We start from the raw sequence: 25,372 nt of genomic DNA, 5'->3' as shown, positions 1-25,372 counted from the left end.
GCTCCTTGAGTTCTGATCGGCCGAAGGCGAGTGCCCGTCGTTTCGTACGGCGCCCCTGGCGGCTCGCGGCGGAGGCATCCGCGCTGGTCATCGCGGTGGTGGTGGCGTTTCCGCTGTACTGGATGGTGCTCAGCGCGTTCAGACCGGCGGGGGAGATCGAGTCGGCCGAGCCCCGCCCCTGGACGCTGTCACCCACCCTGGATTCCTTCCGGCGCGTCTTCGAACAGCAGGAATTCGGCCGTTACTTCCTCAACAGCCTGGTGGTGGCCGGAGCGGTGGTCGTCGCCTCCGCGATCATCGCGTTCCTCGCGGCGACCGCTGTCACCCGATTCCGCTTCCGTTTCCGCACCACCTTGTTGATCATGTTTCTGGTGGCGCAGATGGTGCCCGTGGAGGCGCTGACGATCCCCCTCTTCTTCGTCATGCGGGACTTCGGTCAACTCAACACCCTGGGTGCGCTGATCCTGCCGCACATCGCCTTCTCGCTGCCGTTCGCGATCTGGATGCTCCGAGGTTTTGTGAAGGCCGTTCCCGAGGCGCTGGAGGAGGCCGCGTACCTCGACGGGGCGAGCCGTACGCGATTCATGTGGCAGATCCTTTTCCCGCTCGTCTTCCCCGGGCTGGTCGCGACGAGTGTCTTCTCCTTCATCTCGGCCTGGAACGACTTCCTGTTCGCCAAGTCGTTCATCATCAGTGACACGTCCCAGTCGACCCTTCCGATGGCCCTTCTCGTCTTCTACAAGCCCGACGATCCCGACTGGGGCGGCGTGATGGCGGCGTCCACGGTGATGACGATTCCGGTACTGATCTTCTTCGTGCTCGTACAGCGACGACTGGTCTCCGGACTGGGCGGAGCGGTAAAGGACTGACAGTGACCGAACTGATTCCCAAGCCCCGCGGCATCGTGGCCGGTTCCGGCGAGGTGCGACTGACGGCGCACTCCCAGCTCTACGCCGGCACCGCGGCCGAGGGCGTCGGCCACTGGCTGTGCGCCGTCCTCCGGCAGGCCACCGGCCTGCCGCTCCGCGAGGGGCGGGAGCTCGACGACACCGACGGCGACGGCATCGGGCTCCAGATCGACTCCGAGCTCGCCCCCGAGGAGTACCGCCTCGTCAGCGACTCGGCGGGCGTCCTGATCGAGGGCGGCAGCGCGGCCGGTGTCTTCTGGGGGGCCCAGACGCTGCGGCAACTCCTCGGCCCCGACGCGTACCGAAGGGCCCCGCTCAGCCGCGACCGCGCCTGGGTCGTGCCGCACGTCACGATCGAGGACGCCCCCCGCTTCCGCTGGCGCGGCCTCATGCTCGACGTCGCCCGGCACTTCATGCCCAAGGACGGGGTTCTGCGCTACCTGGACCTGATGGCCGCGCACAAACTCAACGTCTTCCACTTCCACTTGACGGACGATCAGGGATGGCGTCTGCAGATCGAGCGTTACCCGAAGCTCACCGAGATCGGATCCTGGCGGGCACGAACGAAATTCGGTCACCGCGCCTCGCCCCAGTGGGAGGAGAAGCCGCACGGGGGTTACTACACCCAGGACGACATCCGGGAGATCGTCGCGTACGCCGCCGAGCGGCATATCGCCGTCGTCCCCGAGATCGACATCCCGGGCCACTCGCAGGCCGCCATCGCCGCGTATCCGGAACTGGGCAACACCGACGTCATCGACACGACCTCCCTGACGGTCTGGGACACCTGGGGCATCAACAAAAACGTACTCGCCCCCACTGACAACACCCTCCGCTTCTACGAGGGCGTCCTGGAGGAAGTGCTCGACCTGTTTCCGGCCGACGTGGCCAAGTTCTCCTCCTTCGTGCACATCGGCGGCGACGAGTGCGCGAAGGACCAGTGGCGCCGGTCGCCGGCCGCGCAGAAGCGCATCGAGGCGCTGGGGCTCGCCGACGAGGACGAACTGCAGTCGTGGTTCATCCGGCACTTCGACAACTGGCTGACCGCGCACGGGCGTCGCCTGATCGGATGGGACGAGATCCTTCAGGGCGGCCTCGCACCGGGTGCCGCGGTGTCGTCGTGGCGCGGCTACGACGGCGGGATCATGGCCGCCCGCGCGGGCCACGACGTGGTCATGTGCCCCGAGCAGCAGGTCTATCTGGACCACCGGCAGCACGACGGCGCCGACGAGCCGGTGCCCATCGGCTACGTCCGCACCCTGGAGGATGTCTATCGTTTCGAGCCGGTTCCACCGGAGTTGACGCCCGAGGAGGCGCGGCACGTGCTGGGCGCGCAGGCCAACGTGTGGACCGAGGTGATGGAGGACCCCGCGCGTGTGGACTACCAGACGTTCCCGCGCCTGGCGGCCTTCGCGGAGGTCGCGTGGAGCTCCCTGCCCGCCCCCGCGGAGCGGGACTTCGCGGACTTCGAGCACCGGATGACCGCGCACTACGGGCGACTTGACGCCCTGGGGGTGGCTTATCGGCCACCTGCGGGGCCGCGACCGTGGCAGCGGCGCCCCGGGGTGCTCGGACGTCCGATCGACGGGCCGCCGCCGATCGTGTGAGGTGACCCCGAAGTCGTGCAAGCGGGACGTTCACGCGGAAAACGCGGCCCCGCAACGGCCTCACGAGGAGAAAGGCTCACAAAGATCATCGAAGACCGGCAATATGCGCCCACTTCGCATGCCGTGCGAAAACAGTCCATCACTGTGGTGAGGTGGGCGAATGCCTCCTAGCGGACCCCCGCGTTCGGGTCTCGCGAGAATGTGCCAGAGTTGCCACGTCCGCCCTGTCAGCACGTACCGTACGGCAGCACAGGTGGGACCAGGTGGGGCAGCGGGAAGGGGCAGCCGGTTTTGACCACGCAGGCACCGCAGACGGCGCAGGCTGTGACGCTGCCCGGCTCGCTGGACGAGGCCGTGGAGGCGCTGGCGGCCATGCCCGCCGCCGTCCCCGTGGCCGGTGGTACGGACCTGATGGCCGCGGTCAACTCCGGGCAGCTCAGGCCCGCCGCGCTCGTCGGCCTGGGCCGGATCAGCGAGATCCGCGGCTGGCAGTACCAGGACGGTCACGCGCTGCTCGGCGCGGGCCTCACACACGCACGCATGGGGCGCCCCGACTTCGCGGCGCTCATCCCGGCCCTCGCGGCGTCCGCGAGAGCCGCCGGCCCGCCGCAGATCCGCAACGCGGGCACCCTGGGCGGAAACATCGCGACGGCCGCCCCTACCGGGGACTCGCTGCCCGTACTGGCCGCCCTGGAAGCGACGTTGATCATCGCGGGCCACGGTGGAGCCCGCCGTGAGGTCCCCGTCTCGCACCTGCTGGCCGGCATGGAGATGCTGCGCTCCGGTGAACTCATCGGGTACGTGCGCGTGCCGCTGCTGCACGCGCCGCAGGTCTTCCTGAAGGCCACCGGACGGACCGGCCCCGGGCGCGCGACGGCGTCCGTCGCGGTCGTCCTCGACCCCGCCCGGCGCGGCGTGCGGTGCGCAGTCGGTGCCATAGCGCCGATGCCGCTCAGGCCCCTGGACGCCGAGGCGTGGGTCGGCCGGCTGATCGACTGGGACGGCGAGCGCACGCTCGTGCCGGAGGCCCTGAACGCCTTCGGGGAGTACGTCGCCGCCGCCTGCATCCCGGACCCGGCGCCCGCCGAGGACGGTTCCGTGGCACCGCTTCCGCCAGCCGTGCTGCAACTTCGGCGCACCGTCGCCGTACTGGCCCGACGAGCATTGGGGAGGGCACTGTCGTGACCGACGACCAGCACGGAGAGGGCACGCCCCAGCAGGGCGCGCACGGCGGCTGGGAGCGGCTGCCCCAAGGGGACTACGACGACGGCGCCACGACGTTCGTCCAGCTCCCCGAAGGGGGCATCGACGCGCTGCTGGCCTCGGACACCCCCCTTGCCGCGCGCGGCCACGGCTACGTGCCTCCGCAGATAACGGCGACGCCCCCCACGGCCGCCGGCACCGACCCGGCGGGCACCGGCACCTGGACGGCACCGGCCGAGGGCGCGCAGTGGCCCGACCCGAACGCCGTGCCCCACGGGGCCGACCAGCACGGGTTCACATACAGCCCGGGCGGCACCGGCCAGTGGGCCTTCGAAGAGGTCGCCCAGGAGGGGCCCGCTGCCGGGTCCGCTCCGGGGCACGACGTGACCGGGCAGTGGTCGATTCCCGTCGCCGGAGGCGACATCCCGGACGAATCGGGCGAGTTCAGTGCGTCGTCCCTCGTCGAACAGTGGGGCGGCACCCCTCCTGCCACGCTCCCCGGGGGCGCGCCCGCGCCCTGGGCGACGGAGGCGATCCCGACGGAGGCGATCGGGACCGCGTGGACGGCGCCGCCGCCCGAGCGCACCGAGGAGCACCCGCCCGGCGGGACAGCCGGGGGATACGCGCCCGCAGCACCCGGAGAGACCGCCGGCGGACATGGGCCGGCCGAGGCGGCAGGGGCTCCCGCGGTCGAAGCGCCCGGAGTGCCCGCTGAGGCGCCGGGGCAGCCGCCGCACGGCACTTACCCCGGACCGCCCGCCGAGGCCGCGAGCGAGGCCCCTGAGGCCGTCCAGGAGGCTTCAGGGCAGACCGACGTAGCCCCCGCGGAGCCGTCCGCCGCCCCCGAGCCGGAGCCGGCCGGTGACACAGCCGACGCGGCACCGGTCGCCGAGGACACGGAGGAAGCGCCGGCCGAGCCCGCCGCGCCCCTGATCGACGACCACCCCCTCGCCAGTTACGTCCTGCGGGTGAACGGCGCCGAACGGCCGGTCCCCGACGCCTGGATCGGTGAGTCGCTGCTCTACGTGCTGCGCGAGCGCCTCGGCCTCGCGGGCGCCAAGGACGGCTGCTCACAGGGCGAGTGCGGCGCCTGCAACGTGCAGGTCGACGGCCGGCTCGTGGCGTCCTGCCTGGTGCCCGCCGTCACCGCCGCCGGCAGCGAGGTCCGCACCGTCGAGGGACTCGCCGTCGACGGGCAGCCCTCCGACGTGCAGCGGGCGCTCGCCAGGTGCGGCGCGGTGCAGTGCGGTTTCTGTGTGCCGGGCATGGCCATGACCGTCCACGACCTGCTGGAGGGCAACCCCGCCCCGACCGAGCTGGAGACCCGGGCGGCCCTCTGCGGCAACCTGTGCCGCTGCTCGGGCTACCGGGGCGTCGTGGAGGCCGTGAGCGAGGTCGTCGCGGAGCGCCAGGCGCACACCAAGGCCGAGGCCTCGCCGGAGGCCGAGGAAGCGCGTATCCCGCACCAGGCGGGGCCCGGAGCGGGCAGCGTCAACCCGGCGGCGTTCGAGGACCCTTCCGGGTACGCCCCCCAAGGACACCCCCAAGGCCATCCCTCGGGGCAGCATGACCAGGCGTACGGACCGGACGGAGGAGGGCAGGCGTGACGAACGAAGCCGCCACCGCGACCACGGCGGAGGCCGCACCGGCCACCGATCCGCTGACGCACGGCCTCGGCGTGTCCCTGCCGTCCGCCGAGGCCCGCGCCAAGACCGAGGGCACGTTCCCGTACGCGGCCGACCTGTGGGCCGAGGGCCTGCTGTGGGCCGCCGTACTGCGCTCCCCGCACCCCCACGCGCGCATCGTGTCCATCGACACCTCCCACGCGCGCGACATGCCCGGCGTCCGTGCCGTCGTCACCCACGACGACGTGCCCGGGGCCGCGCTGCACGGCCGCGGCACGGCCGACCGCCCCGTGTTCGCCTCCGAGGTCGTACGCCACCACGGGGAACCCATCGCCGCCGTGGCCGCCGACCACCCCGACACCGCGCGCATGGCCGCGGCCGCCGTCATCGTCGAGTACGAGGTACTCGACCCGGTCACCGACCCGGAGCAGGCCTTCGAGGCCGAACCCCTGCACCCCGACGGCAACCTGATCCGCCACATCCCGCTGCGCCACGGCGACCCCGACGCGATCGGCGAGATCGTCGTGGAGGGCCTGTACCGCATCGGCCGCCACGACCCGGCCCCCATCGGAGCCGAGGCCGGACTCGCCGTGCCACGCCCCGACGGCGGCGTCGAGCTCTACCTCGCCTCCACCGACCCGCACGCCGACCGCGACACGGCCGCCGCCTGCTTCGCCCTGGAACCCGACCGCGTGAAGATCGTCGTCACCGGCGTACCCGGCGCCACGGCCGACCGCGAGGACCAGGGCTTCCAGCTCCCGCTCGGACTGCTCGCCCTGAAGACCGGCTGCCCGGTCAAACTCGCCGCCACGCGCGAGGAGTCCTTCCTGGGCCACGCGCACCGGCATCCGACGCTGCTCAGGTACCGCCACCACGCGGACGCCGAGGGCAGGCTGGTGAAGGTCGAGGCGCAGATCCTGCTGGACGCCGGCCCGTACGCGGAGACGTCGTCCGACGCGCTGGCCGCAGCCGTGGCGTTCGCCTGCGGCCCCTACGTCATCCCGAACGCCTTCATCGAAGGCTGGGCGGTGCGCACCAACAACCCCCCGTCGGGCCATGTGCGCGGCGAGGGCGCCATGCAGGTGTGCGCGGCCTACGAGGCCCAGATGGACAAGCTGGCCAGGAAGCTGGGCGTGGACCCGGCGGAACTGCGCCTGCGCAACGTCATGTCCACCGGGGACGTCCTCCCCACCGGCCAGTCGGTGACCTGCCCGGCCCCCGTGGCCGAACTCCTCCAGGCCGTACGGGACTTCCCGCTCCCCGCACTCCCCAAGGACACGCCCGAGGACGACTGGCTGCTCCCCGGAGGCCCCGAGGGCGCGGGCGAGCCGAGCGCGGTCCGCCGCGGCGTGGGCTACGGCCTCGGCATGGTGCACATGCTGGGCGCCGAAGGCGCGGACGAGGTCTCGACGGCCACGGTGAAGGTCCAGGACGGCGTGGCCACGGTCCTGTGCGCGGCCGTGGAGACGGGCCAGGGCTTCGCCACGCTGGCCCGGCAGATCGTCCAGGAGACGCTCGGCATCGACGAGGTGCACGTGGCACCGGTCGACACCGACCAGCCCTCCGCGGGCGCGAGCTGCCGCGGCCGCCACACGTGGGTGTCCGGCGGAGCCGTGGAACGCGCCGCGAAGATGGTCCGCACCCAGCTCCTCCAGCCCCTGGCGCACAAGTTCGGCATGTCCACCGAACTGCTCCAGATCACCGACGGCAAGATCACGTCGTACGACGGCGTCCTGTCCACCACCGTCGCCGAGGAGATGGACGGCAAGGAACTGTGGGCCACGGCCCAGTGCCGCCCCCACCCGACCGAACCGCTCGACGACACCGGCCAGGGCGACGCCTTCGTGGGCATGGCGTTCTGCGCGATCCGCGCGGTCGTGGACGTCGACATCGAGCTCGGCTCGGTACGGGTCGTGGAACTGGCGGTGGCCCAGGACGTCGGCCGGATCCTCAACCCCGCCCAGCTCGCCGCCCGCATCGAGGCGGGGGTCACCCAGGGCGTGGGCGTGGCCCTGACCGAGAACCTCCGCACGGCCCGCGGTCTGATCCGCCACCCCGACCTCACGGGTTACGCCCTCCCGACCGCCCTGGACGCCCCCGACATCCGCATCGTCAAACTCGTCGAGGAACGCGACGTGGTCGCCCCCTTCGGCGCGAAGGCCGTCAGCGCGGTCCCGGTCGTGACGTCTCCCGCGGCCGTCGCCTCGGCGGTCCGCGCGGCCACGGGCCGCCCGGTCAACCGCCTGCCGATCCGCCCGCAGGCGGCGGTGGTGACCGGGGCCTAGGGCCTGCGTAGTCCCGTCGTCGCCCGAAGGGCAGCCCCGCGGCGGCGATGGGGGTGCCCCCGCGCGAGCTCGGGTTCGAGCGTGGGGGAGCGTGCTCCCGGCGTGCCGGGCGGAAGACCCCGTTTATGCACCGGACGTACTTGGGCTTTCGCCCGGTGCGGCGAGTGGGGGTACCTCCGACGCCCTCCAGGCAGGCAGTGGGGGAGGGAATTTGACGGCAGGCCCTGGGCGCCCCGGGCGCCGCGCGGGTCGCGGCGGACCGGCGTTGTCAGTGGTGCGGCGTAAGGTTCTTTGTCAGGGGGAACAGCCGCGCCGCCGCTGGTGGGGGCGTTCCCGGCTGGGGGAAGCACGACGGGAATCACATGTGCTGGGGGAACCATGAGCACGACTACGACAACGGTGGGTGGCGGGACGATCACGCTGACTGACGAGGAGCTGGGCCCGTACGTCACACACGCGGGCACGCGACGGTGGCTGACGGGCCCAGGACTGCCGCACGAAAGCGCGCTGTTGGGGTTCGGCGCGTTGCGCGAGGGGGCTGGGCTGCGGCGGGTGGCCGAGCTGGTGGCCGACGCGGGGGTGCTCGCACAGGAGCTGCGGGACCAGCTGGTGATCGGTTCGCTGCGCACGCTGGACAGGGACCTGGAGTCGATCGTCCTGGACGGCACCACGGGTGAGATCTCGACGACGTCCTTCCACCGCGACCCGGGCCTGATGGACCTGTCCCCGCTCGCCCCGTCCCTGGAGGCGCTGCTGCGGTTCGCGGAGGCGACGGAGGAACTGGTCGAGTCCCGGGGCCGGTTCGCGATGTTCGAGGGCCACGTGGGGCCGAAGCCGGTAGCCGCGATGACCTCTCGCCTGACGTCTCACCTGACCTCTCAACTGCCGTCTCGTCTGACGTCCCAGCTGACCTCGCTCCTCGCCGCGCGGTCGGAGCCGGACGAGGTGCGGGACCTGGCCCCGTACTGGCGGATGGCCGCGCTGATCCGCCCCCTCGCCCGTATCGCGGGCCCGGGCGACGGGCTCGCCCTCAAGCTCCCGCCCCGCCTGCTGGACGAGGAGTTCGGCGCGGGCGAGATCATGCGGTTCGAGGAGGTCGACTTCCCCGCCACGCTCGTCCATGGGCCGACGCGCCGCTTCCTGACGGAGTTCGGCCTCCCCGAGGACGGCTTCATGTTCCAGCTGGACACGGAGGTGGCGCTGCCGACGCTGCCCGAGTACTACGCGGAGGAGCGCCCCGGATACCTCACGGTGACCGAACTACCGGTGAACGCCGACCGGTTGATCCGCCTCGGCCAGCTCCTTCACGACACGAGCCTCGTCGTCGACGGCACCACGGGCGCGATCCTGTGCTGGAGCGAGCCCGACCGCACGCTCCGCCCCCTGAACGCCGACATCTCGACCCTCGCCTTCACGGTCTGGCTCATCCACCGGGAGAAGGCCCTGGACGCCCGGTACGACCTCACGGAGTCCTACGCCCAGCTCGCCGCCACCATGACGGAGACCCTCGCCACGGTCGACCCCGTCGCCTGCGACCGCACCCCCACGACACCGGACGACGACGGCTGGCGCTACTGGCCCGGAATATTCGAGGACCAGACGAGCGGCACGCTGTACGCGTGAGCCGGGTGCCGTTGACCCGCGGGACTGCCTGGGCCGACCACCCGCCAGTGGCCGGCCCGGCCCGGGACACGGAAACCCCCAGAGAGGCCGTGGCGGGAATCGAACCCACGTAACTCGCTTTGCAGGCGAGTCCCTAAACCACTCGGGCACACGGCCATTTCGGAATAAAGTGCGCGTTCCGAACTCGGTACATCGACCGTAGGCCGTGCTCGTTCCCGTGCTCAAGGGCACCGGACGGGCTGCAATGGGACTGCCATACGCCGTTCACAGACGTACGACCAAAGTCCCGGGCAGTCGGCGACTTCGGACAGGGGCAGATGTCAGCGATGCCCCTTACTCTGGCGACCATGGCCACCCTCGAACCGCGCGACACGGACGTCGCCGACACTGCCCCCTCGCTCTCGAAAGCCGACGAAGCCGGCGTGCTGCGCGCGCCCTACCGTGCCCTCAGCATCGGCATCGTCTCCGTCGTGCTGCTGATCGCCTTCGAGGCGATGGCCGTGGGGACGGCGATGCCGGTGGCGGCGCGGGAGCTGGACGGGGTCTCGGTGTACGCGTTCGCGTTCTCGGGGTACTTCACGACGAGCCTGTTCGGCATGGTGCTCGCCGGGCAGTGGTCGGACCGGAGCGGCCCCCTGGGATCGCTGACGACGGGCATCGCCGCCTTCGCGGCCGGACTGCTGCTGTCCGGGACGGCGGGGACGATGTGGATGTTCATCCTCGGCCGGGCCGTGCAGGGACTCGGCGGCGGGCTGGTGATCGTCGCGCTGTACGTGGTCGTGGGGCGGGCCTACCCGGAGCGGTTGCGGCCGGCGATCATGGCGGCGTTCGCGGCGAGCTGGGTGCTGCCGTCCGTGGTGGGCCCGCTGGCCGCGGGTGCGGTGACCGAACACCTCGGCTGGCGCTGGGTGTTCGTCGGTATCCCGGTGCTGGTCGTGTTCCCGCTGGCGCTCGCGCTACCGCAGATACGGCGGCTGGCGGCCGGTCCGGCGAAGGGGACCGAACCGGCACCGTTCGACCGCCGCCGCATCCGTCTGGCCTTCGGGATCTCGCTCGGCGCGGGCCTGTTGCAGTACGGGGCGCAGGCTCTGTCGGATCAGGATGCGAAGTGGCTGGCCGTGATACCCGCCGTGGCGGGCGTCGCGCTGCTGGTCCCGGCCGTGCTCGGGCTGTTGCCCCGCGGCACGTACCGGGCGGCGCGCGGGCTGCCGTCCGTGGTGCTGTTGCGCGGGGTCGCGGCCGGGTCGTTCGTCGCCGCCGAGTCCTTCGTGCCGTTGATGCTGGTCACCCAGCGTGGGCTGTCGCCGACGCTCGCCGGTCTCTCGCTGGCGGCGGGCGGGGCTACGTGGGCGCTGGGGTCGTGGGTGCAGTCGCGGCCGCGCCTGGAGCCGTACCGGGAACGGCTGATGACGGCCGGCATGGTCGTGGTCGCCGTTTCGATCGCGGCCGCCCCGAGCGTGCTGATCGAGGCGGTGCCGGCGTGGAGCGTGGCGGTGGCCTGGGCGTTCGGCTGCCTCGGTATGGGGCTCGTGATCTCCTCCACCAGCGTCCTGCTGCTCCACCTCTCCGCCCCCGAGGAGGCCGGCGCCAACTCGGCCTCCCTCCAGATCTCCGACGGCCTCTCCAACGTCGTCCTCCTCGCCGCGGGCGGCGCCGCCTTCGCGGCCCTGGGCGGCGGCACGGTCACCCACACCGCCACGGAGGCCACCGGCTCGGGTTCGCATCCGGCGGCGTTCGCGGCGGTGTTCCTGCCGATGGCGGTGGTGGCGTTGCTCGGGGCGTGGGTGACGACCCGGTTGCGCGAGCGGTGACGGTGATCGCCGAGCGGTGATCGCCCAGCGGTAATCGTTGCGCGTTGATCGTCGAGCGGTGGGGCTGTGAGGTGAATCCCATCCAGGGTGACCCGGTGGTATTCGCGCGTTGACGTCACCTGGGCGCCGGTAGGGTGGCCCGGTCGTCTGATCACCGGCCGAGCAACCCGCACCCGAGCCACCGAGCCCACCACCCCCGGAGACCGTGACTACCACCGCCGCCAGCTCCAGCTCCGCCTCGCACTCGCATCACCTCTCGCCCGCGTTCCCCGGTCGTGCCCCGTGGGGCACCGCCAGCAAGCTGCGTGCCTGGCAGCAGGGGGCGATGGAGAAGTACGTCCAGGAGCAGCCACGTGACTTCCTGGCCGTGGCCACCCCGGGCGCCGGGAAGACGACCTTCGCGCTGACGCTCGCCTCCTGGCTGCTGCACCACCACGTCGTGCAGCAGGTGACCGTGGTCGCGCCCACCGAGCACCTGAAGAAGCAGTGGGCGGAGGCGGCGGCGCGGATCGGCATCAAGCTGGACCCCGAGTACAGTGCGGGCCCGCTCGGCAAGGAGTACGACGGGGTCGCGGTCACGTACGCCGGTGTCGGTGTGCGGCCCATGCTGCACCGCAACCGTGTCGAGCAGCGCAAGACCCTCGTCATCCTCGACGAGATTCACCACGCGGGTGACAGCAAGTCCTGGGGCGAGGCCTGTCTGGAGGCGTTCGAGCCCGCGACGCGGCGACTCGCGCTCACCGGTACGCCCTTCCGGTCCGACACCAACCCCATCCCCTTCGTGACGTACGAGGAAGGGAACGACGGGATCCGGCGGTCCGCCGCCGACTACACGTACGGATACGGCAACGCGCTCGCCGACCACGTCGTCCGGCCCGTCATCTTCCTCTCCTACAGCGGCAACATGCGGTGGCGGACGAAGGCGGGGGACGAGATCGCCGCCCGGCTCGGTGAGCCCATGACCAAGGACGCCGTCAGCCAGGCCTGGCGCACCGCCCTCGACCCGCGCGGTGAGTGGATGCCCAGCGTGCTGCGCGCCGCCGACCAGCGGCTGACCGAGGTCCGCAAGGCCATCCCGGACGCCGGCGCCCTCGTCATCGCCACCGACCAGGACTCGGCGCGCGCGTACGCCAAGCTCATCAGGGAGATCACCGGTCACTCGGCGACCCTCGTCCTCTCCGACGACACCGGGGCCTCGGACCGTATCGACGAGTTCAGCGGCAACACCGACCGGTGGATGGTCGCCGTCCGCATGGTGTCCGAGGGCGTCGACGTGCCCCGGCTGGCCGTGGGCGTGTACGCCACCACCATCTCCACCCCGCTGTTCTTCGCCCAGGCCGTCGGCCGTTTCGTACGGTCCCGACGGCGTGGCGAGACCGCCTCCGTGTTCCTGCCGACGGTTCCCGATCTGCTCTCCTTCGCCAACGAGATGGAGGTCGAGCGCGACCACGTCCTCGACAAGCCGAAGAAGGGGGGCGAGGAGGACCCGTACGCCGAGGAGGAAAAGCTCCTCCAAGAAGCCGAGAAGCAGCAGGACGAGGACACCGGCGAGCAGGACATGCTGCCCTTCGAGGCCCTCGAATCCGACGCCGTGTTCGACCGGGTGACGTACAACGGTGCCGACTTCGGCATGCAGGCCCACCCGGGCAGCGATGAGGAACAGGACTACCTGGGCATTCCGGGCCTGTTGGAGCCCGATCAGGTGGAGCTCCTCCTCCAGAAGCGGCAGGCGCGGCAGATCGCGCACAGCCGCAAGAAGCCCGACTCCGAGGCCGACCTCCTGGAACTGCCGGCCGACCGGCGGCCCGTCGTCACCCACAAGGAACTGCTGGAACTGCGCAAGCAGCTCAACAGCATGGTCGGCGCGTACTCCCACCAGAGCGGCAAGCCGCACGGCGTGATCCACACCGAGGTGCGCCGGGTGTGCGGCGGCCCGCCGAGCGCGGAGGCCACGGCGGGGCAGTTGCGCCAGCGGATCGCCAAGGTGCAGGAGTGGGCCACCCGCATGCGCTGACACCGGCGGGGTGAGGCAATGCCGGGTTCCGGGGTGTTGTGGGCTTCTGCGTTGGGCGCCCATGCGTTGTGCGCCCATGCGTTGTGTGTGCCTGCGGTACTGCGTTACGTGTATTTGCGCTACGCGGGATTTGCGTTAAGCGGTATTTGCGTTACGTGTACCCGCGGGTATGCGCGTTGCGCGCGCCTGTGCTGGGGCTGTGTGCGCCGGGCGGCGCGCGCCGTCGTATTCCGGGGCAAAGCGAAGTAGTCCATACCGGTTAGTGACCGGATTCTGGACGGAGGCTTCCGCTGAGCGAACCGGCTCGCTACTGTCCCCACACGCATACGCCCCGTGGCAGTGCCGCCGCGGAGCGCAGCCGTGAAGCGACTCCGCCCGGAGCACCTCCGGGTCCAGCCGACCGGCGGCCACTGAAGCGCGTCGCCGACGGGACCGGTGACGCATCCGCCGCGGAAGGGGCCGCCGCCCTCACCACGAAGGAGTGGGCGTCGTGACCGCGGAGACCTCCCAGACGCTCGACCGGGGACTGCGTGTCCTCAAGCTGCTCGCCGACACGGACCACGGGCTGACCGTCACCGAGCTCTCGCACAAGCTGGGCGTGAACCGGACCGTTGTGTACCGGTTGCTCGCCACCCTGGAGCAACACGCCCTCGTACGCCGTGACCTGGGCGGCCGGGCCCGCGTCGGCCTCGGCGTGCTCCGTCTGGGCCGCCAGGTGCATCCTCTGGTCCGTGAGGCCGCCCTGCCCGCGCTGCGCTCGCTCGCGGAGGACATAGGTGCCACGGCCCATCTGACCCTCGTCGACGGCACGGAGGCGCTGGCCGTCGCGGTCGTCGAGCCCACGTGGACGGACTACCACGTCGCGTACCGGGCCGGGTTCCGTCACCCCTTGGACCGGGGTGCCGCGGGGCGCGCCATCCTCGCGGCCCGGCGGCAGCCGGTCGACGGGCCCGGGTACACCCTCACGCACGGGGAGTTGGAGGCCGGCGCGAGCGGCGCCGCGGCACCGCTGCTGGGTGTGACCGGCGTCGAGGGCAGCGTGGGCGTCGTGATGCTCGCGGACGCGGTGCCGGAGCGCGTGGGCCCGCGGGTCCTGGACGCCGCACGGGAAGTCGCCGACGCGCTGCGCTGAGCGCGGCGGCCGGGAGCCGGCAGCAGCCGGGAGTCAGTAGCTGTCGGGAGTCAGTGGCTGGTCGGTGATGCTGCCGAGCCACTCCAGCAGGATCTTGGTGAAGGTGTCGGGCCGTTCCATGTTCGCGTAGTGGGCGGCGCCCTCGATCGCCGTCGTACGGCTGTCGCCCGCGACGATGTCGGCGAGGCGGTCGGCCATGGCGATCAGGTCGGATGCGTCGAGGCCACCGTTGACGGCCAGTACGGGGACCGTGATGCCCGCGGCGCGGGCCCAGGTGTCGGTCACGGGGACGGACCAGTCGGGCTCGCCGGGCGCGTGCTTGGTGATGGTCCCGAGCAGCATGTCCCGTACGCGTCGTACGACATCGGGGTCGACCTCGTCGAGCGTGCGGTGCGGGCCGGCCACGGCTGACAGGGAGGCATCGACCCAGCCCTCGATGTCACCGGCCTCCAGGGCGGCCTGCCGACGGACCCCGAAGTCCTTGGTCCAGGGGTCCCGGTACTCGGGCTCGCTGGTCCCCGCGCCGCTGACGGCGAGTGCGCGGACGAGGCCGGGGTGCTCAAGTGCGGTGTCGACCGCGATGGCCGAGCCCATCGACATCCCGACCAGGACGGCGGGGCCCACGTCCACATGGCGGAGGAGCGCGGCGAGGTCGTCCGCGAACCGGAAGGGCCGGCTCGCGTTGTCGGACGCGCCGTGGCCCCGCGCGTCCGGTGCGATCACCCGGTGGCCGACCGCGAGGAGCGGTACGACGTCGTCCCACATGCGGTGATCGGTGAAGCCGCCGTGCAGCAGCACGAGCGGGGGGCCCGCGCCGCCGGTGTCGCGGTAGGCGAGGAGGCCGTCGTCGGACGGGAACGTGAACACCTGAGAGGCATCAGTCATGACAACTAAGGTGTCATGATGCGCTGAGGGTTGGCAACCAAGGTGTCATTCTGTTTCCGTAAGTCCGTGAGCAAGAGCAATGACAAGCCGTCCACGCCCGAAGGCGTCCCGCCCGGCATCCCCTCCGGCGACACCCCTCTCGACGCCATCCCTCTCGACGTCCCCCGCGACATGCCTCCCGACGTCCCCCGCGACACCCCCTCCCGCCCGACGAACTGGCCTCCCGCATGTACGAGGTGTTCGCCGTCCTGGGCCCGCTGTACCGGCGGGTGAGCCGCAGGGTGGAGCAGAACGAGCCGGTCGAGGGGCTGTCCATCGGTGTCCGTGCCGTACTGGACCTCCTGCGCGTCCACGGACCCCTGACCGTCCCGCGGATGGCCCGCGCGCAGGCGCTCAGCCGCCAGTTCGTGCAGCGGATGGTCAACGACGGGGCGGCCGGCGGCCTGGTCGAGGCCATCCCCAACCCCGCCCACCAGCGGTCCTCGCTCATCCGCCTGACCGACGCCGGCCGCACGGCCATCGATACGGTCATCGCCCGCGAGAGCGAGCTGCTGAAACGGGTGGGCGGCGATCTGACCGACGCGGACGTGGACACCTGCGTACGGGTACTGACGCGGATGCTGGAAGTGTTCGAGCACGCGGACGTGGACTGAAAGGGTCCAGGGCTCAGATCTCAGGCGCATGCTCAGATCTCAGAGGCATGCTCAAGTCTCAGGTGCCGCCCGCCAACTGGCCGAATGCCACCGTCGCGTTAGATTGATTGCGTGCTCTCACGCCTCTCCCGCCTGTCGCGCCCCAAGGCCATCGCCCTCTGCGCCCTGCCCGTCGTGGCCCTGCTCGCCACGGCGGCGTTCGCTCCGCTGCCGTTCTCCGTGGCGCAACCCGGGATGACGGCGAACGTCCTCGGCTCGAACAAGGGCGCGCCGGTGATCACCATCACCGGCGCGACGGCCCGCGAGACGCGCGGACAGCTGCGGATGACGACGATCGAGGCGACGGGCCCGGACGCGCGCGTCGGCCTTGCCGACGTCGTCGACGGCTGGTTCCGTACGGACCAGGCGGTGATGCCGCGCGACGCGGTCTATCCGAGCGGCGGCAACGTCAAGGAGATCGAGCGGCACAACGAGGCGGAGATGAAGAGGTCCCAGGACGCGGCCACCCAGGCGGCGCTCGGGTACCTGGGCAAGGCCGGCGACGACATCAAGGTCACCCTGAAGCTGTCCGACGTCGGCGGCCCCAGCGCCGGCCTCCTGTTCTCCCTCGGCGTCATCGACAAACTCAACGGCGACGGCAGCGGCGGCGACCTCACGGGCGGCCGCGTCATCGCCGGTACGGGGACGATCGACGCCGCCGGCGAGGTCGGCCCGGTCGGCGGGGTGGCCCTCAAGACCCAGGCCGCCCACCGCGACGGCGCCACGGTCTTCCTGGTCCCGAAGGCCGAGTGCACCGACGCGAAGTCGGAACTCCCGAAGGGCCTGCGCCTGATCCCGGTGACGACACTGAAGGGCGCCGTGAACTCCCTGGTGGCCCTGGAGAAGGGGCGGGGCTCGGTCCCGAGCTGCTGAGCCCTGCGGGATGCCGTTCGGGAGCTGCGGGCCGTCGGTTGGCCGGCCCCACCTACCCCTTCCCCCGCTCCTCCGCCGCCTGCTCCACCAGGGGAATCACCCGTAGCGGAACTGGGTTCTCCATGACGATCGCCGTCGAGGCGCGGACGATGCCGTCGAAGCCGACGACCCGGTCGATGACCCGTTGGAGGTCCGCGTTCGAGCGGGCCACGAGGCGGCAGAGCATGTCGCCGTTGCCGGTCGTCGTGTGGAGTTCCAGTACCTCGGGCACGGTCGACAGGTGTGCCCGTACGTCCGGGCCCTGCCCCTGCCGGATCTGCAGCGTCGCGAACGCCGTCACCGGGTATCCGAGGGCGGCCGGGTCCACCTGCGGGCCGAACCCGCGGATGACGCCGTCCGACTGGAGCCGGTCGAGCCGGGCCTGAACCGTCCCGCGTGCGACCCCGAGCCGCCGGGACATCTCCAGGACGCCGATGCGCGGCTCCCGGGCCAGCAGCACGATGATCCGCCCGTCCAGATGATCGATCGCCATGAGGACCTCCCAGTAGTCACCCTGTACAGGGAACCCGCTGAAGCGGGCGTTCCGCTGAGCGGATTGTCCAGCGAATCCGCGAACTGTTGCGCACCTTGCCGCAGCGGAGGGACTCTGCGCCTATGACGCAGACCACACACCACGCTCCCGACACCGCACGGCAGGCCGACCCCTTCCCGGTCAAGGGAATGGACGCGGTCGTGTTCGCCGTGGGCAACGCCAAGCAGGCCGCCCACTACTACTCCACCGCCTTCGGCATGCGGCTGGTGGCCTACTCCGGACCGGAGAACGGCAGCCGCGAGACCGCGAGCTACGTCCTGGAGAACGGCTCCGCCCGGTTCGTCTTCACCTCGGTCATCAAGCCCGCCACCCCGTGGGGCCACTTCCTCGCCCAGCACGTGGCCGAGCACGGCGACGGCGTCGTCGACCTCGCCATCGAGGTCCCGGACGCACGCCGGGCGTACGCCTACGCGATCGAGCACGGCGCCCGCTCCGTCGCCGAGCCGTACGAACGGAAGGACGAGCATGGCACGGTCGTCCTCGCCGCGATCGCCACGTACGGCTCCACCCGGCACACCCTCGTCGAGCGCACCGGCTACGACGGCCCCTACCTCCCCGGCTTCGTGGCCGCCGACCCGATCGTCGAGCCGCCCGCCCACCGCACCTTCCAGGCCATCGACCACTGCGTCGGCAACGTCGAACTCGGCCGTATGAACGAGTGGGTCGGCTTCTACAACAAGGTCATGGGCTTCACGAACATGAAGGAGTTCGTGGGCGACGACATCGCCACCGAGTACAGCGCCCTGATGTCGAAGGTCGTCGCCGACGGCACGCTCAAGGTCAAGTTCCCGATCAACGAGCCCGCCGTCGCCAAGAAGAAGTCCCAGATCGACGAGTACCTGGAGTTCTACGGCGGCGCCGGCGTCCAGCACATCGCGCTCAACACCAACGACATCGTCGAGACCGTACGGACGATGAAGGCGGCCGGCGTGCAGTTCCTCAACACACCCGACTCCTACTACGACACCCTCGGCGAGTGGGTCGGCGACACCCGCGTGCCCGTGGAGACCCTGCGCGAGCTGAAGATCCTCGCCGACCGGGACGAGGACGGCTACCTCCTCCAGATCTTCACCAAGCCCGTTCAGGACCGTCCGACCGTCTTCTTCGAGATCATCGAACGACACGGTTCGATGGGGTTCGGCAAGGGCAACTTCAAGGCGCTGTTCGAGGCGATCGAGAGGGAGCAGGCCAAGCGGGGCAACCTTTGAGCGGTGCCGGGGAAGTTCAGGCACGCCCCCACGCCGCCCGGCACGCTCCCCCACTGCCTTAAGGGCGTGGGAGGTGCCCCCACTCGCCGCACCGGACAAAGGCCCAAGTAGCTCCTCCCCCAGTCTCAACTCCTCCCCCACTCTCGACTCCGCTCGAGCGGGGGGACCCCCATGCCCGGGGGCGCCCCCATCGAGGACCTTTGTCCGGCACACCGAGAGCACGCACCGGCTGCGACGCAAGCCGCTGCCGCGGCGGGCGCGGGAACGCACCCGCTCTTCCCCGGCACCGCTCAGCCCTGACTGCCACCGCGGTCCCACGGAACTGACGCCGTGGGGCCGCGCAGCCCCGCCTCCCGGCCTCCCCGGCTCCCCCTCGTCTCCTCTCGCCTCCTCTTCCTACGCCGGTGCCTCTGCCGGTGTGTTAGCCGGTGTGTCTGCCGGTGTCTCCGCCGATGCGTCTGCTGGTGTATCTGCCGGTGTGTCTGCCGATGCGTCTTCCGAAGGCCCGCCCGGCTGCCCCCCGAGCTCCGCCGGACCCTCGTCCGACGGCTCTCCCAGCTCCCCCAGCGCCTCCCTCGCCACAGGCGCGTGCAGCAGCGAGAAGCACGGGTTGAGGCGCAGGGCCTCGGCCAGATGGCGGCGGGCCGGACCGGGCCGCTCCAGGGCGTACTCGATCTCGCCCCGGTGGTAGGCGTACAGCGCGCTGCGGACCTCCCCACCGTGGGCCCTGTCGGTCGCCCGCGTCGCGAACACGAGCGCCTCCTCGTCCTCGCCGGCCCGGTGCAGGGCCCAGCCCAGCGCGTCCGCCGCCCGCAGGCTCGGCTGCCGCTCCCACTCGCCCCGCAGCAGGCGGACCGCCCTCTCCGGGTCACCGTGGTCCGCCTCGAACAGGCCGAGGAACAGGTCGTGGTTCACACCCGCCTCCGCGTCCGCGCGCACTGTCTCGCGCAGCACGCCGTACTGGGCCCGGGCCTCGCCCTGACGCCCCAGGGACTCGTACAGCTCGCCCAGCTCCAGGGCGTACCGGGGTGACTTCGCCTTCGCCAGCGCCGAGCGGTACGCCCGTACCGCCTCCTCCGTGCGGCCCAGTGCGGCCAGCGCGCGGGCCCGCACGGCGAGGGCGGCGTGCTCGTCGGGGTCGGCGTGCAGGGCGGCCGCCCCGTAGCGCAGGGACTCCTTCAGGTCGCCGCGCTGCCACGCGAGTTCGCCCGCCAGCACGAGGTAGGCGGCCCGTTCGGCGGGGCCCTGCGCGCCGGCGGCCGCGTCCGAGAGCGCCGCGGCCGCGTCCTCACGCCGGCCCTGGTCCCAGTACACCTGGGCAGCCCGCGCCGTCACCGCGGGCGCCGTCACCGCGGACCGGGACCGCAGGGCGAGCAGCTGGTCCAGGGTCCGGCGGGCGGCCCGGTAGTCGCCGACACCGTCGTACGCGTCGATCAGCAGCGGGTACGCCGTCCAGCGCCCGGGCGCCACCCGTACGGCCTGCTCGCCCCACTGCCGGGCAGCCGGGAAGTCGTGCCGCGCGGCCGCCAGCGCGGCCAGCCCGTCGTACGCCTCCGCGTTCAGGCTCGGGCGGACCTTCAGCGAGGTGCGCAGCGCCCGCTCGGCCCTCGGGAAGTCCGCGGCCACTCCGGTACGGCGCCCCCGCTCCACGTACGCCGTGCCGAGCACCGCCCACGACCGCCCGTCCTCCGGATGCTTCCGCAGCCGCCGCTCGCGGTCGCCGATCAACTGAGCCAGATCGGGCATCGCGGCGGGCACCCCGGCCGCGACCGCCGCCCGGGCCCGCGCCTTGGGCTCCGGCGCGGGCGCCACCGGCTGCTGCTGGTGCTGCTCGCCGTCCGGCAGCAGCACCAGCACACCGGCGAGTACGGCACCACCGGCCATCGTCCAGCCCAGTGCGCGCCGCATCGTCCGGCCGACCGCCCCGAATCGCCGCTCTTCGCTCTCCATGCCGCTCTCCATGCCGCTCACTGTGCGTCAATAGGAAGACCACAACGCGGCACCCGAAAGGCCCTCGCCGACGGGTTCACACCGATGGCGGTCCGGTGCGACGCTGTGATCATGAGCCGTAGCGAAGCCCCGACCCCCCAAGGCACAGCAGTGACCGGCAACCTCCACGACCGACTCCTCGACCGACTCCTCGCCGGACTGCCGGCCGAGGCGGTCCTCACCGACCCGGACGTCACGGCCTCGTACGCGAACGACATGGCGAGCTTCTGCGAGGCAGGCGCCCCGGCCGTCGTCGTGCTGCCACGCACCGTCGAGCAGGTCCAGCACGTCATGCGCACCGCCACCGAACTGCGCGTCCCGGTCGTCCCGCAGGGCGCCCGCACCGGCCTGTCGGGCGGGGCCAACGCCGCCGACGACTGCATCGTGCTGTCCCTGACGAAGATGGACCGCATTCTGGAGATCAACCCGGTCGACCGCATCGCCGTCGTCGAACCGGGGGTCGTCAACGCCACGCTCTCCCGCGCGGTGAACGAACACGGCCTCTACTACCCGCCGGACCCCTCCAGCTGGGAGATGTGCACCATCGGCGGCAACATCGGCACGGCCTCCGGCGGCCTGTGCTGCGTGAAGTACGGGGTGACGGCCGAGTACGTGCTCGGCCTCGACGTCGTGCTCGCAGACGGGCGGCTGATGTCCACCGGCCGCCGCACGGCGAAAGGTGTCGCCGGGTACGACCTCACCCGCCTGTTCGTCGGCTCCGAGGGCTCGCTCGGCATCGTCGTACGCGCCGTCCTGGCCCTCAAGCCTCAGCCGCCCCAGCAACTGGTGCTGGCGGCGGAGTTCCCCTCCGCCTCCGCCGCCTGCGACGCCGTCTGCCGGATCATGGAGGGAGGACATGTGCCGTCCCTCCTCGAACTGATGGACCGTACGACGGTCAAGGCCGTCAACGACCTGGCGCAGATGGGCCTCCCGGAGACCACCGAGGCCCTCCTCCTCGCCGCCTTCGACACCCCCGACCCCGCCGCCGACCTCGCCGCGGTCGGTGCCCTGTGCGAGGCCGCGGGCGCCACCCAGGTCGTCCCGGCGGACGACGCGGCCGAGTCCGAACTCCTGCTCCAGGCGCGGCGGTTGTCGCTCACGGCGCTCGAAGCGGTGAAGGGCACCACGATGATCGACGACGTGTGCGTGCCCCGGTCGAGGCTCGCCGAACTGTTCGCCGGCATGGAGAGCATCGCCGAGAAGCACGGCCTGACCATCGGGGTCGTGGCACACGCCGGTGACGGCAACACCCATCCCACCGTCTGCTTCGACGCGGCCGACCCCGACGAGTCACGGCGGGCCCGTGAGTCCTTCGACGAGATCATGGCCCTCGGCCTGGAACTCGGCGGCACCATCACCGGCGAGCACGGCGTGGGCATCCTCAAGAAGGAGTGGCTGGCCCGCGAGATCGGCCCGGTCGGCCTGGAGATGCAGCGCGCGGTCAAGGCGGTCTTCGACCCCCTGGGCATCCTCAACCCGGGCAAGCTCTTCTGACGCACGCCTCGCTCCCCGGTCACCGGTCGTCCATCGCACACCCGCCGACTTTCGCTCACCCGCCGTCTTTCGCCCACCCTCCGTCCTTCGGCCATCAGCCGTCTTCCGCTCACCCTCCGTCCTTCGACTCGTCCGACGGCCACGGGTCCAGCAGCCAGCGGTCGTCGGCCGGGGAGGGGGCGAGCAGTTCGGCCAGGCCGTCGTCGATGTGGAGCCGCACGGCCTCGGAGCCCGGAGGCACCGCCCGCAGGGTGCGCTCCAGCCACGCCGACACCTGCGCGGCCGGCGCTTCGAGGAGAGCGTCCCCGCTCGGTGAACTCAGCGCCATCAGGACGACGCTCCGCCCCTGCGCCTTCGCCGGCCACACCCGCACGTCCCCGTGCCCGCACGGCCGGAACACCCCCTCGACCAGCAGTTCGCGGGCGAAGGTCCAGTGGACGGGCTGGTCGGAGTCGATGTGGAAGGCGACGTGGACGGCGTACGGGTCGTCACTGCGGTAACCGAGTACGGCCCGCACGGGAATGCTGCACTCCGGCGACAGTACGAGTCTCAGCTCCAGCTCGCGTTCCACCACGGTGGGATGCATGGTGTGGGTCTCCTCTCCGGTAGGTCTCGCGGGGGCCTGGACGCGGCCCGCACGAGTGGAGAGAGAGCAGACCCGGGAGCATTACGCGGGTCCGCGGAACTTTTTCCGAGGAGACAACGAGGCGGTTCCGCGGCCCCCGCCGCGTAGCAGAACCGTGCTCGAAAGGGGTGGGTCCGGCGGGAGGGGCGGTGGTAGTTGCGGCTGTCTGGTAGATGTTGATTCCCCCAACCAACCCCCGAGCAGATACGGGACGACGGACATGAGCGCCCCAACCCCGGCCCCCGGTGACGACAGGCCCCGCGAAGGGTATTACCCGGACCCGTCCATTCCTGGATATGTCCGTTACTGGAACGGTGCCTCCTGGGTACCGGGGACGAGCCGTCCGGCGCCCACCGACGGCGAACCGCTGCCGCCGCCAGGCGCGGTGGCCCCCGCCCCCTCGGCCTCCGTGGAGGAGACGGGCCCGCACTTCTTCGACGAGGACCCGGAACCCGCCCCACCCGCGGCGCCCGCGGAGCCGGCCGCGCCCGCCGAGGAGCCGCAGCAGCCGTCTCCGGCCGAGGCCCAGCACGGCAACAGGCCCGAGCCCGCGTCCGCGTGGGGCGCCGACCGGTCCCGGCAGTCCGGCTTCGGCCGTGACCAGAACCGCATCTCCTGGGGCTCGCCGCGCGCGACGGACCCGCGAGCGGCGGGCGACCAGGCGCGCACCGCGAGCACGGACGGGTCGGCGTCGATCCCGCCGACGGACGACGAGCCCCCGCAGGGCACGGTGGTCTTCCGCCGCCCGAACGCGGACGCGCGCCCCCCGGCGTCCGGCGGCGCGGAGCCCGCGGAGGCCGAGGGCACCATGAGGTTCCGGTCACCCCTCGCGCACACGGACGCTCAGGCCGCCGCGCAGCAGGCACTGGGCCTGAACCCCCAGGCGGCGCCCGAAGCGCCGTCAGGTCCCCAGCAGAGGCCGCATCAGGCCCCGCAGCAGAGCCCGCAGCAGGGCCCCCAGACCGCGGCCCCGGCCGCGGCGGCCACCCCGGCACCCCCGGCACACGGCCGGCCGGTCAGCCCCCAGCAGTCGCCCGCAGCGCAGCAGCCGCATGCCGCGCAACAGCCGCCCGCTCCGGCCCCGGCGCAGCCCGGCGGCTCCTTCTCGCAACAGGCCCCGTCCGCCGTGCCCCCGCAGTCCGCCGGGCCCGCCGCGACCCCCCTCAGTCCGGGGGCCGGCGGCGGACAGCCCTCCTGGGCACAGCAGGTGCACCAGCTGGCGGGCGCGGAGGGGGAGCAGAGCGTCGCACCGTGGAAGCCGGTCAACGAGGACCCGTTCCAGGCGGCCGCCCGAGCCCAGGCCGCGGCCCGGCCCGCGGGGCTCGGCAAGCGGCTGGCCGCCCGGCTGCTGGACACGCTCGTCGTCCTCGCCGTCACCGGCGCGGCAGCCGTGCCGCTCGGCACAGCGGCGGTCGACCACGTCAACGAGAAGATCGACGAGGCCAAGCTGTCCGGCGAGACCGTCACGGTCTGGCTGCTCGACGGCACGACCTCCGTCTACCTGGGCATCATCCTCGGCGTGCTGCTCGTCTTCGGCGTCCTCTACGAGGCGCTGCCCACCGCCAGGTGGGGCCGTACCCTCGGCAAGAAGCTGCTCGGCCTGGAGGTCCGCGACATCGAGGGACACGAGCCGCCGACCTTCGGACTGGCGGTGCGCCGCTGGCTCGTCTACAGCGTTCCGGGGCTGCTCGGCATCGGCGTCGTCGGCGTCCTGTGGTGCGTGTTCGACCGCCCCTGGCGCCAGTGCTGGCACGACAAGGCGGCCCACACGTTCGTGGCCGGATAGCGCGGGCCGGTTCGCACGGCGGCTGTACGGGCTCGTACGAACGGCTGTACGGGCTCGTGCGGCGGCTGTTGGCCCCGGGCTCGTACCGCGGCCGTACGGGCTCCGACCGCGGCCGTACGGGCCCGCACCGGCCCGCACCGCTGCGGTACGGGCACAGGCGCACAGGCGTACGGAACTTCGTACTCCGGACGGCCCCGCGCCGGATGCGGAGCCGGAGGGTTCGCGGTCGACTCGGGCCATGAGCACCGAACCGCCGCCCCCCGGCTCCGGTCAGGCCCCGGATCAGCCCCCGGACGACCAGTCCGGGAAGGAGCCACCGCCCCCTTCGGGTTCGCCGTACGACGCCCCGTACGGTCATGAGCCCCCGCCCTACGCGGGCGATCCGTACGGCGGCGGTCCCTACAGCACCGACCCGCTCGCCGGCATGCCCCCGCTCGCAGGCAGCGGCAAGCGCGTGCTCGCCCGCATCATCGACATGGTGATCGTGGGCATCGTGGCGGTGTTGTTGGGGTGGGCGTTCGGGCTCATCCAGTACACGACGTCCGCGGAGCGCATCGAGTACGCCAAGTCCCTGGGGCAGGAGGTGATCGTCGCCGTCCTCTACGTCGCGTACGACACCTTCTTCACAGCCAGGAACGGCCAGACCCCCGGTAAGCAGCTGATGAAGCTGCGGACGGCCAACCTCTCCGACGGCTCCACGCCCACCACGCAGACCTCGCTGCTGCGGGCGGCCGTCCTGTGGATCCCGTTCGCGTTCTGCTGCGCCTGCATCTGGACGATCATCGCGGGCGGCTGGAGCTTCTTCGACAGGCCCTACAAGCAGGGACTCCACGACAAGGCGGCCAAGACGGTGGTGGTCAGCACCGCTTGACCGCCGGGCCTCAAGGGCGTGGGAGGTACCCCTGCTCGCCGCACCGGGCACAGGCCCGGGTACATCACGTACCAGGGCCTGCACCCGGCACGCCGGGAGCACGCGCCTACGCAGACATCAGCCGCTGCCCGCCACCCCGGGCGGACCGG

Annotated in this window: 19 protein-coding genes and 1 tRNA gene; 15 read left to right on the top strand and 5 right to left on the bottom strand. The window is 71.9% G+C overall.

Annotation, left to right across the window (positions count from 1 at the left end):
• Positions 1–5: 5 nt before the first annotated feature.
• The 6 genes from E0500_RS03475 (at position 6) to E0500_RS03450 (ending at position 9,251) form a co-directional block, all read left to right on the top strand.
• Positions 6–869: a carbohydrate ABC transporter permease gene (locus tag E0500_RS03475; RefSeq protein WP_131569212.1), complete on the top strand. Its 864-nt coding sequence runs from the start codon at positions 6–8 to the stop codon at positions 867–869.
• A gap of 2 nt (positions 870–871) precedes the next feature.
• Positions 872–2,515 carry a beta-N-acetylhexosaminidase gene (locus E0500_RS03470; RefSeq protein WP_131569211.1) on the top strand — a complete coding sequence of 548 codons (1,644 nt, stop codon included), beginning with the start codon at positions 872–874 and terminating at the stop codon, positions 2,513–2,515.
• Between the two features lie 291 nt (positions 2,516–2,806).
• On the top strand, positions 2,807–3,700 hold the full coding sequence (locus E0500_RS03465) for a xanthine dehydrogenase family protein subunit M (protein ID WP_131569210.1): 894 nt from the start codon (positions 2,807–2,809) through the stop codon (positions 3,698–3,700).
• The gene (locus E0500_RS03460) at positions 3,697–5,325 is read left to right on the top strand and encodes a 2Fe-2S iron-sulfur cluster-binding protein (protein ID WP_131569209.1); all 1,629 of its coding nucleotides are present in this window, start codon (positions 3,697–3,699) and stop codon (positions 5,323–5,325) included. Before E0500_RS03465 ends, E0500_RS03460 begins: the two co-directional genes overlap by 4 nt.
• Entirely contained in the window at positions 5,322–7,628 is a 2,307-nt protein-coding gene (locus E0500_RS03455) for a molybdopterin cofactor-binding domain-containing protein (protein ID WP_131569208.1), read from the top strand. The genes E0500_RS03460 and E0500_RS03455 overlap by 4 nt, the downstream gene beginning before the upstream one ends.
• Before the next feature lie 378 nt (positions 7,629–8,006).
• Positions 8,007–9,251, top strand: a complete 1,245-nt coding sequence (locus E0500_RS03450) for an SUKH-4 family immunity protein (RefSeq protein WP_131569207.1) — start codon at positions 8,007–8,009, stop codon at positions 9,249–9,251.
• Between the two features lie 84 nt (positions 9,252–9,335).
• On the opposite strand, the gene E0500_RS03445 is transcribed toward E0500_RS03450, so the two are convergent.
• A tRNA-Cys gene (locus tag E0500_RS03445) sits at positions 9,336–9,407 on the bottom strand.
• A gap of 191 nt (positions 9,408–9,598) precedes the next feature.
• Between E0500_RS03445 and E0500_RS03440 the strand changes: the two genes are divergently transcribed.
• The 3 genes from E0500_RS03440 to E0500_RS03430 all read left to right on the top strand — a co-directional run bounded on the left by E0500_RS03440 (position 9,599) and on the right by E0500_RS03430 (position 14,208).
• Positions 9,599–11,062 carry an MFS transporter gene (locus E0500_RS03440; RefSeq protein WP_131569206.1) on the top strand — a complete coding sequence of 488 codons (1,464 nt, stop codon included), beginning with the start codon at positions 9,599–9,601 and terminating at the stop codon, positions 11,060–11,062.
• A gap of 205 nt (positions 11,063–11,267) precedes the next feature.
• Positions 11,268–13,076: a DEAD/DEAH box helicase gene (locus E0500_RS03435; protein WP_131569205.1), complete on the top strand. Its 1,809-nt coding sequence runs from the start codon at positions 11,268–11,270 to the stop codon at positions 13,074–13,076.
• A gap of 490 nt (positions 13,077–13,566) precedes the next feature.
• On the top strand, positions 13,567–14,208 hold the full coding sequence (locus E0500_RS03430; RefSeq protein ID WP_131569204.1) for an IclR family transcriptional regulator: 642 nt from the start codon (positions 13,567–13,569) through the stop codon (positions 14,206–14,208).
• Between the two features lie 33 nt (positions 14,209–14,241).
• Here the strand turns inward: E0500_RS03430 and E0500_RS03425 are convergent, their stop codons facing one another.
• A complete protein-coding gene (locus E0500_RS03425; protein WP_131569202.1) occupies positions 14,242–15,093 on the bottom strand; it encodes an alpha/beta fold hydrolase in 852 nt (283 codons plus the stop codon).
• A 227-nt stretch (positions 15,094–15,320) separates the two neighbouring features.
• Between E0500_RS03425 and E0500_RS03420 the strand changes: the two genes are divergently transcribed.
• Together E0500_RS03420 and E0500_RS03415 are read left to right on the top strand one after the other, a co-directional pair.
• On the top strand, positions 15,321–15,746 hold the full coding sequence (locus E0500_RS03420) for a MarR family winged helix-turn-helix transcriptional regulator (RefSeq protein ID WP_181586854.1): 426 nt from the start codon (positions 15,321–15,323) through the stop codon (positions 15,744–15,746).
• A gap of 111 nt (positions 15,747–15,857) precedes the next feature.
• Entirely contained in the window at positions 15,858–16,658 is an 801-nt protein-coding gene (locus E0500_RS03415) for a S16 family serine protease (RefSeq protein ID WP_131567533.1), read from the top strand.
• A 52-nt stretch (positions 16,659–16,710) separates the two neighbouring features.
• Here the strand turns inward: E0500_RS03415 and E0500_RS03410 are convergent, their stop codons facing one another.
• A complete protein-coding gene (locus E0500_RS03410; protein WP_131567535.1) occupies positions 16,711–17,190 on the bottom strand; it encodes an Lrp/AsnC family transcriptional regulator in 480 nt (159 codons plus the stop codon).
• A 122-nt stretch (positions 17,191–17,312) separates the two neighbouring features.
• On the opposite strand from E0500_RS03410, the gene hppD reads away from it, so the two are divergent.
• Positions 17,313–18,458: a 4-hydroxyphenylpyruvate dioxygenase gene (hppD, locus tag E0500_RS03405; RefSeq protein WP_131567537.1), complete on the top strand. Its 1,146-nt coding sequence runs from the start codon at positions 17,313–17,315 to the stop codon at positions 18,456–18,458.
• A 396-nt stretch (positions 18,459–18,854) separates the two neighbouring features.
• Here hppD and E0500_RS03400 read toward each other — a convergent pair whose 3' ends face one another.
• The gene (locus E0500_RS03400) at positions 18,855–20,420 is read right to left on the bottom strand and encodes a lipopolysaccharide assembly protein LapB (protein WP_131567539.1); all 1,566 of its coding nucleotides are present in this window, start codon (positions 20,418–20,420) and stop codon (positions 18,855–18,857) included.
• A 93-nt stretch (positions 20,421–20,513) separates the two neighbouring features.
• Between E0500_RS03400 and E0500_RS03395 the strand changes: the two genes are divergently transcribed.
• Complete coding sequence (locus tag E0500_RS03395; RefSeq protein ID WP_399118504.1) at positions 20,514–21,941, top strand: FAD-binding oxidoreductase; 1,428 nt, start codon at positions 20,514–20,516, stop codon at positions 21,939–21,941.
• A 109-nt stretch (positions 21,942–22,050) separates the two neighbouring features.
• On the opposite strand, the gene E0500_RS03390 is transcribed toward E0500_RS03395, so the two are convergent.
• Positions 22,051–22,527 carry an SsgA family sporulation/cell division regulator gene (locus E0500_RS03390; protein ID WP_131567541.1) on the bottom strand — a complete coding sequence of 159 codons (477 nt, stop codon included), beginning with the start codon at positions 22,525–22,527 and terminating at the stop codon, positions 22,051–22,053.
• A gap of 259 nt (positions 22,528–22,786) precedes the next feature.
• Here E0500_RS03390 and E0500_RS03385 point away from each other — a divergent pair, with 259 nt between their 5' ends.
• The gene (locus tag E0500_RS03385) at positions 22,787–24,352 is read left to right on the top strand and encodes an RDD family protein (protein WP_131567544.1); all 1,566 of its coding nucleotides are present in this window, start codon (positions 22,787–22,789) and stop codon (positions 24,350–24,352) included.
• A gap of 238 nt (positions 24,353–24,590) precedes the next feature.
• Positions 24,591–25,223, top strand: coding sequence for an RDD family protein (locus E0500_RS03380; protein WP_131567546.1), 633 nt, complete (start codon positions 24,591–24,593; stop codon positions 25,221–25,223).
• Positions 25,224–25,372: the final 149 nt, after the last annotated feature.

It is taken from the genome of Streptomyces sp. KM273126 (genome assembly GCF_004337435.2).
Lineage (GTDB): Bacteria > Actinomycetota > Actinomycetes > Streptomycetales > Streptomycetaceae > Streptomyces > Streptomyces acidicola.
This window is presented reverse-complemented; position numbering and strand designations above follow the sequence as displayed.